This is a genomic window from Azospirillum sp. TSH100, from assembly GCF_004923295.1.
GTDB lineage: Bacteria > Pseudomonadota > Alphaproteobacteria > Azospirillales > Azospirillaceae > Azospirillum.
In genome coordinates this window covers 794,724-810,789 of sequence record NZ_CP039636.1, presented here as the reverse complement: position 1 = coordinate 810,789, position 16,066 = coordinate 794,724, and the positions used below count along the sequence as shown (strand labels likewise).

At 66.7% G+C, this 16,066-nt stretch carries 13 protein-coding genes; 2 read left to right on the top strand and 11 right to left on the bottom strand.

The genetic code is table 11. The annotated features are described in order from the left end of the window. Nucleotides 1-11: 11 nt before the first annotated feature. Nucleotides 12-911: a LysR family transcriptional regulator gene (locus tag E6C72_RS21155; RefSeq protein ID WP_109084718.1), complete on the bottom strand. Its 900-nt coding sequence runs from the start codon at nt 909-911 to the stop codon at nt 12-14. Between the two features lie 165 nt (nt 912-1,076). On the opposite strand from E6C72_RS21155, the gene E6C72_RS21150 reads away from it, so the two are divergent. Together E6C72_RS21150 and fghA are read left to right on the top strand one after the other, a co-directional pair. Then, nucleotides 1,077-2,195, top strand: a complete 1,119-nt coding sequence (locus E6C72_RS21150; RefSeq protein ID WP_014249435.1) for an S-(hydroxymethyl)glutathione dehydrogenase/class III alcohol dehydrogenase — start codon at nt 1,077-1,079, stop codon at nt 2,193-2,195. A 71-nt stretch (nt 2,196-2,266) separates the two neighbouring features. Continuing rightward, complete coding sequence (gene fghA / locus E6C72_RS21145; RefSeq protein WP_109084719.1) at nt 2,267-3,118, top strand: S-formylglutathione hydrolase; 852 nt, start codon at nt 2,267-2,269, stop codon at nt 3,116-3,118. Nucleotides 3,119-3,272: 154 nt separating this feature from the next. On the opposite strand, the gene E6C72_RS21140 is transcribed toward fghA, so the two are convergent. The 10 genes from E6C72_RS21140 to E6C72_RS21095 all read right to left on the bottom strand — a co-directional run bounded on the left by E6C72_RS21140 (nt 3,273) and on the right by E6C72_RS21095 (nt 16,006). Next, nucleotides 3,273-4,418, bottom strand: coding sequence for a DUF1513 domain-containing protein (locus tag E6C72_RS21140; RefSeq protein ID WP_109084720.1), 1,146 nt, complete (start codon nt 4,416-4,418; stop codon nt 3,273-3,275). Nucleotides 4,419-4,420: 2 nt separating this feature from the next. After that, a complete protein-coding gene (locus E6C72_RS21135; protein WP_109084721.1) occupies nt 4,421-5,536 on the bottom strand; it encodes an imelysin family protein in 1,116 nt (371 codons plus the stop codon). Nucleotides 5,537-5,587: 51 nt separating this feature from the next. Further along, on the bottom strand, nt 5,588-6,862 hold the full coding sequence (locus E6C72_RS21130; protein ID WP_247875537.1) for a di-heme oxidoredictase family protein: 1,275 nt from the start codon (nt 6,860-6,862) through the stop codon (nt 5,588-5,590). Then, on the bottom strand, nt 6,855-8,339 hold the full coding sequence (locus E6C72_RS21125; protein WP_109084722.1) for a multicopper oxidase family protein: 1,485 nt from the start codon (nt 8,337-8,339) through the stop codon (nt 6,855-6,857). The genes E6C72_RS21130 and E6C72_RS21125 overlap by 8 nt, the downstream gene beginning before the upstream one ends. A gap of 139 nt (nt 8,340-8,478) precedes the next feature. Next, nucleotides 8,479-9,753, bottom strand: a complete 1,275-nt coding sequence (locus E6C72_RS21120) for an imelysin family protein (protein ID WP_109084723.1) — start codon at nt 9,751-9,753, stop codon at nt 8,479-8,481. A gap of 191 nt (nt 9,754-9,944) precedes the next feature. After that, complete coding sequence (locus E6C72_RS21115) at nt 9,945-11,102, bottom strand: PLP-dependent aspartate aminotransferase family protein (RefSeq protein ID WP_109084724.1); 1,158 nt, start codon at nt 11,100-11,102, stop codon at nt 9,945-9,947. A gap of 105 nt (nt 11,103-11,207) precedes the next feature. Beyond that, nucleotides 11,208-12,221 (bottom strand): AbrB family transcriptional regulator, encoded by a 1,014-nt coding sequence (locus E6C72_RS21110; RefSeq protein WP_109084725.1) that lies wholly within the window; start codon nt 12,219-12,221, stop codon nt 11,208-11,210. A gap of 196 nt (nt 12,222-12,417) precedes the next feature. After that, nucleotides 12,418-13,779, bottom strand: a complete 1,362-nt coding sequence (locus tag E6C72_RS21105) for a globin-coupled sensor protein (RefSeq protein WP_109084726.1) — start codon at nt 13,777-13,779, stop codon at nt 12,418-12,420. Nucleotides 13,780-14,046: 267 nt separating this feature from the next. Further along, on the bottom strand, nt 14,047-14,508 hold the full coding sequence (locus E6C72_RS21100) for a DUF4126 domain-containing protein (RefSeq protein ID WP_109084727.1): 462 nt from the start codon (nt 14,506-14,508) through the stop codon (nt 14,047-14,049). Between the two features lie 4 nt (nt 14,509-14,512). After that, on the bottom strand, nt 14,513-16,006 hold the full coding sequence (locus E6C72_RS21095; protein ID WP_109084728.1) for an aldehyde dehydrogenase family protein: 1,494 nt from the start codon (nt 16,004-16,006) through the stop codon (nt 14,513-14,515). Between the last annotated feature and the right edge of the window lie 60 nt (nt 16,007-16,066).

Here is a 16,066-nt window from a genome sequence, read left to right as displayed (position 1 = left end):
GCCGGCGGCCGTCATCGGTATTCCGGCCGCCGTGCCAGCCCGTCCTTCAGGTGCCGGATCGCCGCGTGCACCTTGGCCGGCACATGGCGCTTCTGCGGATAGACCGCCCACACTGCCGTGTTTGGGGGACGGTGACGGTCGAGCAGGGATAACAATCGGCCCTCGGCCACCGGCACACGCACGTAATAATCCGGAAGCTGGCACAACCCGAAGCCACGCAGCGCCGCATCCAGCACTGAGAAGCCGCTGTTGCAGCGCCAGCGGCCGCGCGGGCGGAACAGCCAGTCCTGGCCATTGTCGTCGAACAGCCAATGGTCCGATGTGCCGATCAGGCATTGGTGGGTACTGAGGCTGGACAGGCTGTCGGGCGTGCCGTGCCGTTCCAGATAGGAGGGGGCGGCGCACAGATGCATCGCGCGCGGGGCGATGCGCGTCGCCACCAGGCTCGACTCACTGAGCCGGCCGAGCCGGATCGCCAGATCATACCCCTCCTGCACGAGATCGAGTTGCCGGTTGGTCAGTTCCACCTCGATGTTCAGTTGAGTGTGGAGTTCCATCAGGTCGTTGATCAACGGCATGACGAACTGCTCGCCATAGGCGGTGGCGCAGGTCATGCGCAGCAGCCCCTTCACCTCGCTGTCGCTGCCACCCTGCAAGGCGCCGACCGCCAGGAAGGCGTCGTCGCGCTGTTCCGCCAACCGCTGGCAACGGGCGAGGAAGGCGCGGCCGCTCTCGGTCAGGCTGACCTTGCGGGTGGTGCGGTAGAACAGACGGGCCTGAAGCCGATCCTCCAGCCGCGCCACGCTGCGGCTGACATGGGAGGAGGAGACGCGCAACCGCTCCGCCGCGCGGGAGAAGCTGCCGGTTTCCGCCACCGCCATGAATTCGTCGATGCCGTCCCAGCCGCTCATGATCCTTCTCCCAGGGCTTTCTCCCAGGGCCATCCCGCGATTATCCCTGTGAAGCAAAAATCTATTCCCGAAATCGCCATTCTGGCAATGGCCAGTCGCGGTCTACACTGCGGGAATCAAATGCCAATTCGCATTGGCGAAACCGATTTGGGGAAGGAAACCCGCATGGTTCTATCGCGCGCCGCTGTCGCCTGGGAAGCCAACCGTCCGCTGGAGATCGAAGAGGTCGAGGTCGCGGCGCCCAAGGCCGGCGAGGTGATGGTCCGCATCGTCGCCACCGGCGTTTGCCACACCGACGCCTACACGCTGTCCGGCAAGGATTCCGAAGGCGTGTTCCCCTGCATCCTCGGCCATGAGGGCGGCGGCGTGGTGGTGGAGGTCGGCCCCGGCGTCACCTCCGTGGCGGTTGGCGACCACGTCATCCCGCTCTACACGCCGGAATGCGGCAAGTGCAAATTCTGCCTGTCCGGCAAGACCAACCTGTGCCAGGCGATCCGCGCCACCCAGGGCAAGGGCCTGATGCCGGACGGCACCAGCCGTTTCTCGCTGAAGGGCAAGGAGATCGCCCACTATATGGGCACCTCGACCTTCTCCGAATACACGGTGCTGCCGGAGATCGCGCTCGCCAAGATCAACAAGGCGGCGCCGCTGGAGAAGGTCTGCCTGCTGGGCTGCGGCGTCACCACCGGCATGGGTGCCGTGATGAACACCGCCAAGGTGGAGCCGGGATCGACCGTCGCCATCTTCGGCCTGGGCGGCATCGGCCTGTCTGCCATCATCGGCGCCACCATGGCGAAAGCCAGCCGCATCATCGGCGTCGACATCAACCCGTCGAAGTTCGAGATCGCCAAGCAGCTGGGCGCCACCGACGTCATCAACCCGATGGACTATGACCGTCCGATTCAGGAAGTGCTGGTCGAGCTGACCGACGGCGGCGTCGATTACAGCTTCGAGTGCATCGGCAATGTGAAGGTGATGCGCGCCGCCCTGGAATGCTGCCATAAGGGCTGGGGCGAGTCGGTCATCATCGGCGTCGCCGGCGCCGGTGAGGAGATCTCCACCCGTCCGTTCCAGCTGGTCACCGGCCGCGTCTGGCGCGGCTCCGCCTTCGGCGGCGTCAAGGGCCGCTCGGAACTGCCGGAATATGTGGAGCGCTACCTGCGTGGCGAGTTCGAGTTGGACACCTTCATCACCCACACCATGGGGCTGGAGGACATCAACCATGCCTTCGACCTGATGCATGAGGGCAAAAGCATCCGCTCGGTCATCCTCTACAACCAGTGAGATCATGGGCGCTCCCTCCTCCGGCCAGGGGGAGGGAGTCTTCCTGCGATCGTTATTCAAAAGGCCTTTCCATGACCGATCCCCTGACCACCCTGTTGGAAACCCGCGTCTTCGGCGGGCGGCTGATGCGGGTGCGGCACCAGTCCGCGGCGGTGGATTGCGAGATGACCTTTGCGGTCTTCCTGCCGCCGCAGGTGGACTCCGGCGCCAAGGTTCCGGTTTTCTACTGGCTGTCTGGCCTGACCTGTACCGACGAGAACTTCACTCAGAAGGCTGGTGCCTTCCGTGTGGCGGCCGAACTCGGCCTCGCCATCGTCGCCCCCGACACCAGCCCTCGTGGCGACGGCATTCCGGGCGATCCCGATGACGCCTGGGACTTTGGCTTAGGCGCCGGCTTCTATGTGGATGCGACAGAGCAGCCGTGGGCGCGCAACTATCGCATGCATGACTATGTGACGCGGGAATTGCCGTCATTGGTCGAGGCGAATTTCCCGGTGACCGACAAGCGATCCATCGCCGGCCATTCGATGGGCGGGCATGGCGCGCTGGTCTGCGCGCTGAAGCATCCGGGCTTCTACAAGGCGGTGTCTGCCTTCGCCCCGATCGTCAACCCGGCGGCGGTTCCCTGGGGCGAGAAGGCTTTCAGCCGCTATTTGGGGTCGGACCACGACCGCTGGCTGGAATGGGACGCCTGCGCGCTGATCCGGAATGCTCCCGAGCGGCTGCCGATCCTGATCGACCAGGGCGACCGCGACGGCTTCCTGGAGGCGCAGTTGAAGCCGCAGGCGCTGGTCGCCGCGGCGGAAGCGGTCGGGCATCCGGTGACGCTGCGGATGCAACCGGGCTACGACCACAGCTATTTCTTTATCAGCACCTTCATCGAGGATCATCTGCGCCACCATGCAGCGGCGCTGGCGGGGTAAAAGCCCGATAGGGCAGGGGGGCGGCTAGAGGCTGTCTGGTGCTTATTGAAGCACCAGACAGCCTCTAGGCTTCTAATGTTCCGTGCGATTCACGCTCCCGATGATTCCGTCTGAAGCGATCGCACTCTAGCCCCCTGTCTCGCGACGCCCCGCCTTACGCCACCCGCCGCGTCAGGTGGTTGTCCCAGCGGAAGGCCGGCGCCTTGCGTTCCGGCCCCGCTTCCGCGTTGATCGTCACCGGCTCGATCACGCCGAGCCCGCTGGTCGCCAGATAGCCGTCCCCGTTCGGCGCCAGACCGCAGCCGTCGGCCAGCGCGGTGGAACCCAGCCATGCCCCGTCCGCCGCATTCCACAGCCCGATGATCCCGCCAATCGGCGAACTGGCTGCCACCGTCTTCCCATCGGACGCCACGCTGCCGATATAGCCCTGCATGCGCGACAGCACATCCTCAGGCGTGTCGAACAGGCGGATGGCACCGCTGCCGGGGCGGTGGGCGCCAGTCAGGGGCTGGATCATGCCCATGGGCCGCTCGTCCTGAACACCGAAGGCGATGCCGCCGTCGTCAAGCAGGGCGATGTGGCGCATGCCGAGATTCGTGTGCTCCTCCGGCAACCGTACCTTGTCGAGCAGCTTGCCGGTGGCCGCCTCGACATAGGTCAGCGAGCTGTCCATGCTGTCGAGGTTCAGCTTGGCCCGACCGGTGTCGGGGTGGGTGATGACACCGCCGTTGGCGACCGCCAGCGTCGTGCCGTCGTGCATCAGGATCAGCTCGTGCGGGCCCAGCCCATGGGTGGGAATGATACCGACCCGGCGGTAATTGTCGGTGGCGTCATAGATCCCGATGGCGCCCTCCTCGCGGAGCACATCGTCCTCGGCGACATAGAGGATCCGGCCATCGGCGGAATAATCGCCATGGCCGGTGAAGCGGCGGTCGTCGGGCGCCCGCACCACCGGACCGGGGGTGCCGTCGGTCAGCGACAGGGTCTGGAACCAGCGGCCGGGGCGGCGGGCGAAGACGGCGGCCTCCGCGATACCCGGCCGAGGCACGATGCCATGGGCGCGGCCGGGTGTGGCGGTGGTGAACAGCAGCTTGCCGGACCGGTCCAGGGCAGCCACGCCGTAGCTTGGCTCGGCCCCGGCGGTGGCATAGGCGTTGAGGTAGAGCGTGCCGGCGTCCGCCGCATGGGCCTTGCCGGTCAGAGCAGCCAGCAGGCCGCCGATCATGCGGCCGCCCAACAGCCGTCCGCAGAAGCTACGCCCGGCCAGCAGGCCCAGAAGGTTCCTGCGATCAACTGCCATAGTCAGTCGCCATCCAGTTCATTGAAACCCAGCGTGATGTCCAGAAGCGGGGCCAGCGTGCCCAGCATCTCCACCCGTGCCGCCTTGACCAGCCGCAGAGCACTCTCGGTCTTCTTGCGGGCGGCCGGGTCGGTGACCGCCTTGTTCAACGGACCGGGGATCGCCTCCACCGCACTGATCGCGGCGGCGAAGCTCTCGTCGATCGCCTGCTTGGCGGTAGCGCCATCGTCGTTGGCCGGCAGCAGCGAGACGAAGCCCGGCCCGCCATGCTCGCCCATCAACAGGGCGCGCAGCCCCTCCAGATTCAGCGCGACGTTGCGCAGTGACCGGCCGCTGCGCAACGCCTCCACCACCATCGGCTTGGCATCCTCGATGCTGCCGCCGAGCGGCGCCATCAGCTTCTGATCGATCACCACCTGCATGGCGGTGATGGCGGAGGAATAGAGCGTGTTCACCGCTTCCGAAGCGGTCGGGCCGAGGACGGTCGCCTGCCCGGCGGCGAGCGGCGCCTCCAACTCCTTCCAGCCGTCGCGCGCCTCGGTGGCGATGGCCAGGATGTTGCGGGCGGCAGCGGCCGCGAGCTTGGCACGGTATTGTTTGGCGTCGCTGCCGGTAAAGCCGTCGGCGGTGACGCCCTCGTCGAACAGAAGCCGCTCCAGCACGGTCAGCCCCTGCACCGCAGCGCTCTGGCGGGCCAGCGCTCCCGGCTCCAGCAGTTTGGGGTCGTGGTCGCGCAGGATCTGGCCGATCTGGCGCTGGACCACGCCGGGCCGTTCCGGCCAGAAGGACATGCGGTCGGCCCGCAGATTCATGGTCAGCGGGCCGGGGCGCAGATGCTGAACGGCGGCCCAGGCGTCGGTGGTCTTGAAATGGGCGGCGCGCGCCTCCTCCAATCCGGCGGCAGTGGGGCCGGCGGCGAAGTGGTCGAGCGTCTCCACATAGGCGGTGGCGGCGCTCACCAGCGCATCGAAGCGCGGCATGGCGTGGCTGCGGACCATGCCGCCGAGGAAGGCGGCGTCCTTGTCCGACTGGCGGGCGGCGAAGGCCGGCGTCCGCGGCAGCAGCGCCGCCACGGCGGCGGCGGCCGACATCAGTCCCAGCACTATGCGGCGTCGCATACGATCAAATCCCTTCTGCCGTTGGCGTGGATCGAAGCCCCCACCCTTCCTTTACAAACCCAGCACGTAGCGCACCAGCCGTTTCCGCTCCTCACCCGGCAGCACCATGAAGCGATCTTTCGCCGCTTGGGCCTCGCCACCATGCCACAGGATCGCTTCGGTGACGCTGCGGGCGCGGCCGTCATGCAGCAGGGACAGTTGGCCATCCTTGGCCGCCAGCCGGTTCAGGCCCCAAAGCGGGGTCGTGCGCCAGTCCGACCCGTTCGCCTCGCCCATCGGCAGCCGGTCGCCCAGTGCCGGACCGAGGTCATGGAGAAGCATGTCGCTGTGCGGGAAGATGTCGCGATTGGAAAGGGCGGGATGGTCGGCATCCTCCCCGGTGCGCCAGGATGGGCGGTGGCAGGCGGCGCAGCCGGTGTCGGCGAACAGGGCGGTGCCGGCCTTGTCCTTCGGAGCCTCCAGGCTGCCGTCCGGCGGCAGGTCGCGCAGGTAACCGTCGATCAGGCCGATGATTGTGCTGGGGATCTCCAGCCCCTCGAACTGCTTGGAATCGCCGTGCGGCGCATTGCGGCAGGCGGTCTGTGCCGGAGTGCAGTCGCCCCAGGGTTCGGGATAGGCCGGGGTCGACATGCCGATGTCGAGGCTGAAGGCTTCGGAATTCTGGTGGTCAAGCGTTGGGTGCATCGCCTTCCAGCCGAAGCGGCCGACCTGTCGCTTGCCGTCCACCGTCACATGGTTGGCCCGGCCGACGACGGGGCCGCCGGAAGCCGCCTGTCTGGCGGCTTCGGCCTCGATCGCCTCCGCCGGGATGCGATCGAGCAGGCCCATGCCGTGGACACGCGGCGGCACGCGGGCCGACATCACCGTCGCCTCGGCCAACGGACCATAACCAAGATCCTCGACCACCGGCGTCGGGTGGCGCAGGCGGACGGTCTCGCCGTCGGGGAAGCGGACCGTCTCTTCGCGGTAGGTGACGCGGGGCCGCCCCTCGATCACCTGACCAAGGATGGCGTTGGATTGGATCTGCCGGCCATAGACAGGGTCGCTGTTCAGCTTGATCGCATAGCCGACGCCCTGGTCCTCCTTCACTGCCGGATCCGGCGGGCGGCCGCCGGAAGCGCGTGGATGGCAGGTGGCGCAGGAGCGCGCGTTGTAGAGCGGACCGAGGCCATCGGCCGCCTGCGTCGCTGTGGGGGCGGCGACCCACATGCGGCGGAACAGAGCCTCGCCGATGCGGTTGTCGAGGCTGTCGGCGGCATGGGCGGCAGGAGCGGCGAGGAGAAGCGCAGTGGCGAATCCGATGCGGAATTTGGCAAGATCAAGCAACGCGGATGTATCCCATCATGCCGGTGTCCTGATGTTCGATGATGTGGCAGTGGAACATCCAGTCGCCGGGATTGTCGGCCTTGATGGCGACGCGCAGCCGTTCCTTCGGCTCCAGCAGCACGGTGTCGGCGTGGTGGGGAACCACCTTGCGGCTGTCGGAGGACAACACCTTGAAGGTGTAGCCGTGAATGTGGATAGGGTGCAGGTGCGGCGTCAGGTTGGTCAATTCGAAGATGTAGCTGCGGCCCTTCTCCAGCGTGGCCATCGGCGGCGGCAGACGCTCGTGCCCGCCCTCCGGCCAGCTCTGCTGGTTGATCGCCCAGAAGGTCTTCGTCGATAGGCACAGCGCGTCGGCATAAGGCAGGCCGGTCAGCATCGCCGCATCGAAGCTCTGTGCCACCGCGGTGGCGGAAAAGGCCATCGGGATGATCGGCGCGTCCTTCAGATCCGGCTCGGGAATGGCGGAGACGGGCAGGGCGCGCGGCTTGAAGCGCTTGTTGGGCAGGCGGGGGCCGACGGACCGGAAGCTGGCAAGCGGCCGGGGCTCCGCCGCATAGACGTTGGTCAGCCGCAGGGTCTGCCCGGCCTTGGCAGGGGCGCGGAACAGCACGTCGATGCGCATCGCCGGCCCCATCGGCCAGCCGTCCAGCGGACGTGGCGGCAGCGGGTTGCCATCGACCGCGATGATCCAGGCCTCGGCTCCCTCAACCCGCAGATCGACCACGCGGGTGCTGTCGATGTTGTAGAGCCGGACGCGGATGTCGCCGTTGGCGGGAACCTCGAACACCGGTTCGATCGCGCCGTTGACGGTCGACACGTTGCCGAAGGTGCCGGCGCGTGAGGCGCCGCGATCGGTGGTGAAGGCACCGAACTTGCCGGTCTTGTCCAGTTGCCAGTCCTTGACCAGGCAGACGAGTTCCGCGTCGAACTTCGGCGCGTCCGGTTCTTCGACGATCAGCACGCCGGCAAGGCCGCGGCCCAGAAGCTCCACCGTGTTGCAGTGGGGATGAAAGAAGAAGGACCCCGCGTCCGGCGGAGTGAATTCATAGACATGGCGCTCGCCCGGCTTGGTCGGCGGCTGTGTCAGGTAGGGCACACCGTCTTCCAGGTTCGGCAGGCGGATGCCGTGCCAGTGGATCGAGGTGTGTTCGTCCAGACCGTTGACCAGGGTGGCGCGCAGCCGCTGGCCCTTGCGCATGCGGATGATCGGCCCGGGGAAGCTGTCGGCATAGGTGATCAACGGCGATGGCTCGGCCGGTTCCGGCAGGATGCGTAGCATCCGTTGCTTGGCGACCAGTTCGACCTCGACCAGATCGCCGGTGGCGGTGATCGGTGTCGGTCCAGCCATGGCAGGTTTAAGCGCCCCCGCATCAGGGGCCGTGAGACCGGTTCCGCCGAGTGCCGTCGCCGCGATGGCGGCGCCCCCGGCGCGCAGGAGGGTGCGGCGGGACAGGGCGAAGGCGGGACGATGCGGCATGACGATGGTCCGATACCATAAGGCAGGAAAAGGGCCGGCACCGATCCCGCCGCCATCCCCGGCCGGATCGGCCTGGAAGGGAAGCTCAGGGAGACCGGTATTGCGCGGGACAGCGCGGAACCGGTGCCGGGGGAAGCGCTTACTTGCCGACCTTCGACGGGTTATCGAGGCTGTCGGACCCCTTGACCTCGACCGAGACGCCCAGAGCGGCGACGGCGCCTTCCAACGCCTTCTTCTGAGAGACGAGCCGGTCGATGCCGTTGGAGACCAGCTTGTTGCCTTCATCGTTGTCGGCGGCGATCATCTGGTCGTAGGCCATCTTGCCGCTGTCGGCGGTGTCCTTGATCGCCTGCATCGCCTTCATGGTGTCCGCCATCGCAGCCTTCACCGCGGCGTCGGCGTCGGCGGACTTGGCGGCGACCAGCTGCGACAGCGAGGCGCCCGCCACGGTCTTGCCGTCGGTGCGCTTGTAGCTGCCGTTGTAGACGTTCACCATGCCGACTTCGTCGTAATAGTGCGAGTTGTGGGTGTTGTCGGAGAAGCAGTCATGCTCCTCTTCCGGATCATGCAGCATGAGGCCGAGCTTCATGCGTTCGCCCGCCAACTCGCCATAGCTCAGCGATCCCAGGCCGGTCAGCATGCGGGCGACGCCCTCGCTCTCCGGCGCCTTGGCGATGGAGACGCGGGCCTTGCCCTTGGTGGCCCAGTCGGCGGTCATCTCGGCCAGATCATCCACCAGCATCTGGGTGGCGACCTTCAGATACTGGGCACGGCGGTCGCAATGATCGTTTGTGCAGGACTTGCCCTTGGCATAGTCGGTGGCCTTGCGTTCGCCGGCACCCGGACCGGTGCCGTGCAGATCCTGGCCCCACAGCAGGAACTCGATGGCGTGGTAGCCGGTGGCGACGTTCGCTTCCACCTTGCCGGCCTCGTGCAGCTTCTCGGCTAGCAGTTCCTTGGTGATCTTGCGGGCGTCGATCGTCTTGCCGCCGGCCGTGATCTTCGGGTTGGCGATGACGTTCGCCTTGGCGTAGGGGTTGCTCTCGCCGCCGGCATAGCCCTCGTCGACATAGTCGATCAGGCCTTCGTCCAGCGGCCAGGCATTCACCTTGCCTTCCCATTCGTCGACGATCGGGTTGCCGAAACGGAAGGCTTCCGTCTGCATGTAGGGAACGCGGGCGGCCTTCCAGGCGTCGCGCGCCTTCGCCAGGTTTTCCTCGGTCGGGTTGGCGACCAGGGCGTCCACCGCCTTCTTCAGCGCCTTGGCGCCGTTGGTGGCGTCCTCATAGGCGGCATGGGCGATGTCGGCGTAGTTCTTCGCCACGTCCTTATAGGCCGGAGCCGCCGCCTGGGCGGCGAACGGCAGCAGGGCAACGACGGCTACGGCGGCAAAGCCGGCAGCGCGCTTCGACATGGAGGTCTCCTCGAACGTCGGTGGTCGGTAATGACAGCAAGTGCGACTTATTCTCAGCGAATAACGTCGCGAATCATTCTCACTGTCAAGCCCTATCCGCGTTGGGGGTACTCGGAAACGCGCGTTCCAGCGGTGCCGCGTCGAAATGTCCCGCCACCCGCTGTCGCGGACGGCGGAATCTCGGCGGTTCCTCAGCGTTGGTGGAACGCCTTGACCAGTGCCTCGGCCAGATCGTCATAGAGGTCGTCGGGCGACTCCAGCCCGACCGACAGGCGCAGCAGATCGCCCGGCACCGGGGAGCTCGGCCCCTCGATGCTGGCGCGATGCTCGATCAGGCTTTCCACCCCGCCCAGCGAAGTGGCGCGGCGCCAGATGCCGACGCGGCCGGCGGTGTCGATGGCTGCCTGGGTGCCGCCCTTGACCCGGATGGACAGCATGCCGCCATAACCGCCGCTCATCTGCCGCGAGGCGATTCCGTGACCAGGGAAGCTGGGCAGGCCGGGGTAGAGCACCTCCGCCACCTGCGGATGGGCGGACAGACGCTCCGCCAGGGCCATGGCGGCGGAGCTTTGCCAGCGGACGCGGGCGAACAGCGTACGCAGGCCGCGTTGCAGCAGCCATGCCTCGAAGCTGCCGAGAATGCCGCCCTGCTGGGTCTGCACCGCTTTGATGCGGCCCCAGAACTCGTCCTTGCGGGCGGCGGTCAGTGTGCCGGCCACAACGTCGGAATGGCCGTTCAGGTATTTGGTCGCCGAATGCATGACGATGTCGGCGCCCAGTTCCAGCGGCCGGGTCAGCACCGGGGTGGCGACGGTGCTGTCAACCGCCAGCCACGCCCCGGCTTCATGGGCCAGTTCGGCAACGGCGGCGATGTCGGTGACGGTCCACAGCGGGTTGGCCGGGGTTTCCACCCAGACCAGCCGCGTCTGGCCGGGGCGGAGTGCCGCGCGCACCGCGTCGGTGTCGCTGGTGTCCACCCCTTCGACCTTCAGGCCCCAGCGGGTGGCCGGCCCATGCACCCAGTTGCGGAAGGCCCAGTACATCACGTCCGGCACCAGCACATGGTCGCCCGGATCCAGAGCCTGGAACACGGCGGTCGCCGCCGCCATGCCTGAGGCGAACAGCAGCGTGTCGGCCCCTTTCTCCAACTCGGTGATGGTCCGGGCCGGGATGTCGAAGGTCGGATTGTCGGCGCGGGCATAGACCCGGCCTCGACCATAACCGTTGTCGGGATCCCGGACATAGGTGGTGGAGGGATGGATCGGCGGGATCACCGCACCGCTGGCCGCGTCCTCAAAGCCCAGGGCGCCGGCGGCGATGGTTTCGGGACGGTGGGGACGGTCGGTCATTGCCGGGGCACTCCGGGATGGGACATCAGGGGCATTGACAATACGCCCCGGTTCCAGGCTGGTGCAACGTTCCGTCCCGGTACCTCCCAGTCGTCGCAAAAAACTTCAGGCATAGCGCGCGATCAGCCGGGCCAGCGGCGGCCCCGACAGCACAACCACGAACAGCCGCAGCGTTTGCAGGGCAAGCACCAACGGCAGGTCCACGCCGCTGCCCAGCGCGATCACAACAACGGAATCGAGCCCGCCCGGGCTGGTGGCAAGAAAGGCGGTCAGTGGATCGGTCGGCAGAAGCGTGACCAGCACCCAGGCAGACAGGCTGCACAACGCGATCATGAGCCCGGTGGACAACAGCATCTGCGGCACCGCGCGCAGCGCGTGGCTCAGCACCTCGCGCGTGAAGCGCAGGCCGATGCTCCAGCCGATGAGGGTATAGGTGACGGTCAGCAGCGCATGCGGCAGTTGCAGCGTCACGCCGGCGCCGGCCTGGATCAGCGCGCCCAGCACCATCGGCAGCAGAAGGGCACCCGACGGAATGCGGAAGCGGTGGCCGATCCAGCCGCCCACTGCGGCGACCAGCAATGTCGCCGCCAGCCCGCGCAGGTCCAGCGCCTCGACCGGTGCCACTGGGATGCCGGTGCCCTCCGATCCGGCAGTGAGCGCATGCGTCACGAAGGAGGCGCTGAGCACCACCAGGACAACGCGCAGATATTGCATCACCGCGACCAGCCGCACGTCCGCTCCATAATCCCCGGCCATGGCGACCATGGCGGAGGCTGCCCCCGGCGAAACGCCCCAGGCGGCGGTGGTGCCGGGCAGGCTGCCGTAGCGGACGAACAGCCAGCCGACGATGCCGCTGACCACCACCGTCAGACCGACGGTTCCCAGCATCAGCGGCCAGTTGCGGGCGATGGACAGCAGGATCGACGAGGTCACGGCATGGGCTACGAGGCAGCCGATGATCGCCTGTGCCAAGGTGAAGCCGGAAGGTGGAACCCGGATGGACGCTCCGCCGACGCCAAGCGCGATGGCTCCGATCATCGGGCCGATCAGCCACGCCGCCGGCAGCCCGGTCGCATCCAGCCCCAGCGTCACCACGGCCGACAGGACGAGCAGGCCCATCCATTGCCCGACCTTTCTCAGACGGAACCGGCCCGGTCCGCCGTCATCACCGCCACATTTCCCGCCAAAGCCCTTTGCACCCAGCACGACCCCATACCTGCACGAATGAATTGCGACCGACTCATGCTGCCTGCCGTCGCCCTGGTCCGTCCAGCAGGCGACGCGGCGCGGCAGCCATGCAAGGCCGTTCGGCAGCTCAGCGGGCCGTGCGGATGCGGTTCAGGAAATCGCCGACGCCCCGGTTCAACTCGTCAGCCTGCCGGTGCAGCAGACCGGCGGCGGCCAGCACCTCCTGTGCGATGCCGCCGGTCTCCGAGGAGGATTGCGTCACCTCGCCGATGGAGTCGGTGACCCGGCGGGAACCGACGGCAACCTCTTGCACGTTGCGGGTTATCTCCTGCGTCGCAGCCGTCTGCTCCTCCACAGTGGCGGCGACGGTGGTGACGATCTCGTTGATGTGGGTGATGGTGCGGCCCACCGCATGGATCGCCTCGGCTGCCTCGGCGGCGGCGTTCTGCATGCCGGCGATCTGGCTGGAGATGTCCTCCGTCGCCTTGGCGGTCTGGTTGGCGAGGCTCTTCACCTCGCTGGCGACCACGGCGAAGCCCTTGCCTGCTTCTCCGGCCCGCGCCGCCTCGATGGTGGCGTTCAATGCCAGCAGATTGGTCTGGCTGGCGATGTTGTTGATCAGGTTGACCACATCACCGATGCGCTGGGCCGCGTCCACCAGCCCGCTGACGGTGCCCTTGGTCCTCTCCGCCTCGTCGACGGCAGAGGAGGAGATGCGGGAGGATTCATTGACGTGCCGGCTGATGTCGGAGATGGAGCTGGCCAGCTGTTCAGTCGCCGCGGCCACCGTCTGCATGCTGGACGACGCGACCTCCGTCTCCGACGCGACTTCGGACGAGCGGCGGCTGGTGGTGGTGGCGATCGCCGACATGCGCTGGGCGTTGGCCTGCATCTGGTTGGAAGCGGCGACAGTGCCCTCGACGATGCTCTTCACGCTGTGTTCGAAACTGCCGGCGAGCCGGTCGAGCGTTGCGCGCTTGCTCTCCTCCTCCGCAGCCTGATAGGTCTCCAGCAGCAGTTCCATGTCGAACCATGTGATCTTGTTCAGCGTTTCCAGCTGGGCCGCCCGGTTGCGGCGGGCATTGGCACCGAACAGGCTGGCTGCCAGCCCCTCGTCGCCGCCGGTCAGCCCCAGTTCGCGGGCGATGTTGGAACTGACGACATGATGACAAATGGCCACGGCATAGCCGGGAACCCCATTCCGATAGAACTGGGTCGCGAGGCGCTTCGCGGACTCCGCGAAACCGCCATCGATCCGTCCCGAGGCTGCGCGCATCCAATGGTCCAGACGGGCGGCATGCACCTCGGGACGCTTCAGCGCAGCCTGGATCTCCGGCCACGCGTCGAAATAGCGGTGCCAGTCTTCCAAAAGCGCGGGAAGCCGACGTTCCACGAACTCACGGTTACCCCGCAAGCGGGCCAGATCCTCATCGGTGATGGAGAAGGTGGCAAGTCGCTTTGCCTGCGCGTCAGTCGGCTCGACGGTCATGTTTCGGACGATCCTCGGTTCCGGTAACTCTCTGGGAGTATTTTACGCAACGAAGGATCATCCGGATTTGCCACAGGCTGCCTTGAACGCACAGAATTTATTCGTACCCTGATATGCGTAGGAAGTAGATCAGCGTTTGGTCATAGAATAGAATTTATCTCCGATATGCCTAATTCTCCCACATTCGGCAACCAACTTTCAGTGGTGCAAAGACCGGAATGCGATGCATCTTCGCTCATATAGGTTGAAGTTCATCAAGGAATAGCCTCACGCCATTCCAATGATCAGCACCGCCGCCGCCAGCGCCACCGCGTCTTCGATCACAGCAGCGGGACGATCACGGCCGAAGGCGGCGGTCATGCGCATGCGGGCGGCATAGCCGACCAGCGTGCCTGCGACGGCGCCGATGCCGCCGGCGACCAGTCCGCCGATCCAGAATCCGGTATTCGCACTGATCGCCGCGCCGGCAATAGCGCCCCCGGCGATGCGACTGGCGAAGGCGAAGGGCAGCTTGCGGCTGGGGGTGGTCGGCAGCTTGTCGACGATCAGTTCCACCACTGCCATGGCCGTGAAGACCCAGGGCGAAACCGGCTGCCCCAGGAAGAAGAGCCAGCTTCCCGAGACATCGAGCCATCCGCCACAGGCGCCCCAACTGACGGCCGCCGGTGCGATCAGGGTGCGAGAACCGGCAACGACACCGATCAAGCCGGCAAGGAGCAAGGCAAGCATCCGCTCATCCCTTGCGATGTTTCTCGTCAGGCACGGATCGTCCACGCACGGCCTGCACCAACCGCCTCAACGCCGCGATGCGGGTTCCACGACCGCCATGAAGCAGGCGCAGCGCCGCCAGCATCAGCGCCTCGTCACCCTGGCGCGGCGGGGCGAAATGGGGACGTGACCGCCCCTTGCGGATCGCGACGGTTTTCACCTGCGTCATCTCCAGCAATCCTTCCGCTCCGCGCGTCACACCCCAGCCGCTGGCATGGCGCCCGCCGAAGGGCAGGCGCGGGTCGGCTGTCGGCACGATCAGGTCGTTGATCGTCACCGTCCCGGCATCGATCCGCCCGGCCAGCGTCCGTGCCTCGTCCTGCGGACCGAAGACCGAGGCTCCCAGCGCATAGGGGCAGGCGGCAGCGGCATCGAGCGCCTGCTCCATGTCCATCACCGGGACCAGAGACAGGACAGGGGCGAAGATCTCTTCGCACAGCATCGCCATCGTCGGTGCCGCATCGGCAAGGATCAGCGGCGCCATCGCCTGGCTGTCCTCCCGCGGCAGATCCGTCAGTGCGCGCGCCCCCTCCGCCACCGCCTGCTGCGCCAGGATGGCGAGACGGCGTCTGGTCGGCAGAGAAACCGGCACCGGCGGGAGGCTGCCGACATGGCTGAGGAGCGCCGCCTCCAAATCCGCCGCCATTCCGCTCGGAATGAAGACACGCCGCGGGGCGATGCAGGTGGCGGACCCATTGAGACGCAGACCAAAGGCCAGCGCGCGGGCGATCAGTTCCACCTCCGCGCCGGGCAGAACGAAGACGGCGTCGTTCCCGGACAGCTCCATCGTCGACGGCACGAGATGCCGGGCGAGCCGTTCGGCCACGGCGCGCCCGGTGTCCGCCGATCCGGTCAGCACCAGCTTGTCGATGCCGTCCGCAATGGCGTCCTCCGCTGCATCGATGGATTCGTCGAGCACTCGGAACACTCCCGGGGGGAGCCCGGCCTCCTCCAGCCGACGTCCGAGCAGGACCATCGGCGCACCGCATCCCGGCGCCGGCTTGACCAGCACCCGGTTTCCGGCCGTCAATGCCTGGACCGCTTGAATGCCCGGCAGCAGAAGCGGGTAGTTGGACGGCCCGACGATCAGGATCGTGCCGACTGGTTCCCGCCGCACCTCCGCCTCCACGCCGAACAGCCAGACCGGACGCCCGCGCCGACCAAGCAGTTTCGGTGCCAGCAGTCCAGCCGCTTCACGTTCCAGAAACCGGCAAGCCTCCGCAAGCGGCAGTATTTCGGCGCTGATGCTCTCCGCAGCCTGTCGAGCAGGGCGTGATTTCAGTGATGCAACCAGATCAAAGGCATTTTCGGCAATCCGGTGGCGGAGTCCGCGAATAACCGAAAGTCGCGCCAAAATATCTTGTTCGGACCATGCCGCAAATCCTGCCTCATGCCGATGGATTACCGCTCTTCTCCATGGAGTTACGACATCAGAGGAGGGGGTGTTGTTGCGATCCATTTTTGATCCAGCTTCGTAACATTCACGACTGAGTTCGGCTGCGCAGGAGCGTTTGGCAAG

What these genes read in the sequence shown, in the direction of transcription:
- E6C72_RS21155 (WP_109084718.1), bottom strand. Translation starts at nt 911, where the DNA reads ATGAGCGGCTGGGACGGCATCGACGAATTCATGGCGGTGGCGGAAACC.
- E6C72_RS21150 (WP_014249435.1), top strand. Translation starts at nt 1,077, where the DNA reads ATGGTTCTATCGCGCGCCGCTGTCGCCTGGGAAGCCAACCGTCCGCTG.
- fghA (WP_109084719.1), top strand. Translation starts at nt 2,267, where the DNA reads ATGACCGATCCCCTGACCACCCTGTTGGAAACCCGCGTCTTCGGCGGG.
- E6C72_RS21140 (WP_109084720.1), bottom strand. Translation starts at nt 4,418, where the DNA reads ATGGCAGTTGATCGCAGGAACCTTCTGGGCCTGCTGGCCGGGCGTAGC.
- E6C72_RS21135 (WP_109084721.1), bottom strand. Translation starts at nt 5,536, where the DNA reads ATGCGACGCCGCATAGTGCTGGGACTGATGTCGGCCGCCGCCGCCGTG.
- E6C72_RS21125 (WP_109084722.1), bottom strand. Translation starts at nt 8,339, where the DNA reads ATGCCGCATCGTCCCGCCTTCGCCCTGTCCCGCCGCACCCTCCTGCGC.
- E6C72_RS21120 (WP_109084723.1), bottom strand. Translation starts at nt 9,753, where the DNA reads ATGTCGAAGCGCGCTGCCGGCTTTGCCGCCGTAGCCGTCGTTGCCCTG.
- E6C72_RS21115 (WP_109084724.1), bottom strand. Translation starts at nt 11,102, where the DNA reads ATGACCGACCGTCCCCACCGTCCCGAAACCATCGCCGCCGGCGCCCTG.
- E6C72_RS21110 (WP_109084725.1), bottom strand. Translation starts at nt 12,221, where the DNA reads ATGGGCCTGCTCGTCCTGTCGGCCGTGGTGACGCTGGGGCTGGATGCG.
- E6C72_RS21105 (WP_109084726.1), bottom strand. Translation starts at nt 13,779, where the DNA reads ATGACCGTCGAGCCGACTGACGCGCAGGCAAAGCGACTTGCCACCTTC.
- E6C72_RS21100 (WP_109084727.1), bottom strand. Translation starts at nt 14,508, where the DNA reads ATGCTTGCCTTGCTCCTTGCCGGCTTGATCGGTGTCGTTGCCGGTTCT.
- E6C72_RS21095 (WP_109084728.1), bottom strand. Translation starts at nt 16,006, where the DNA reads ATGGATCGCAACAACACCCCCTCCTCTGATGTCGTAACTCCATGGAGA.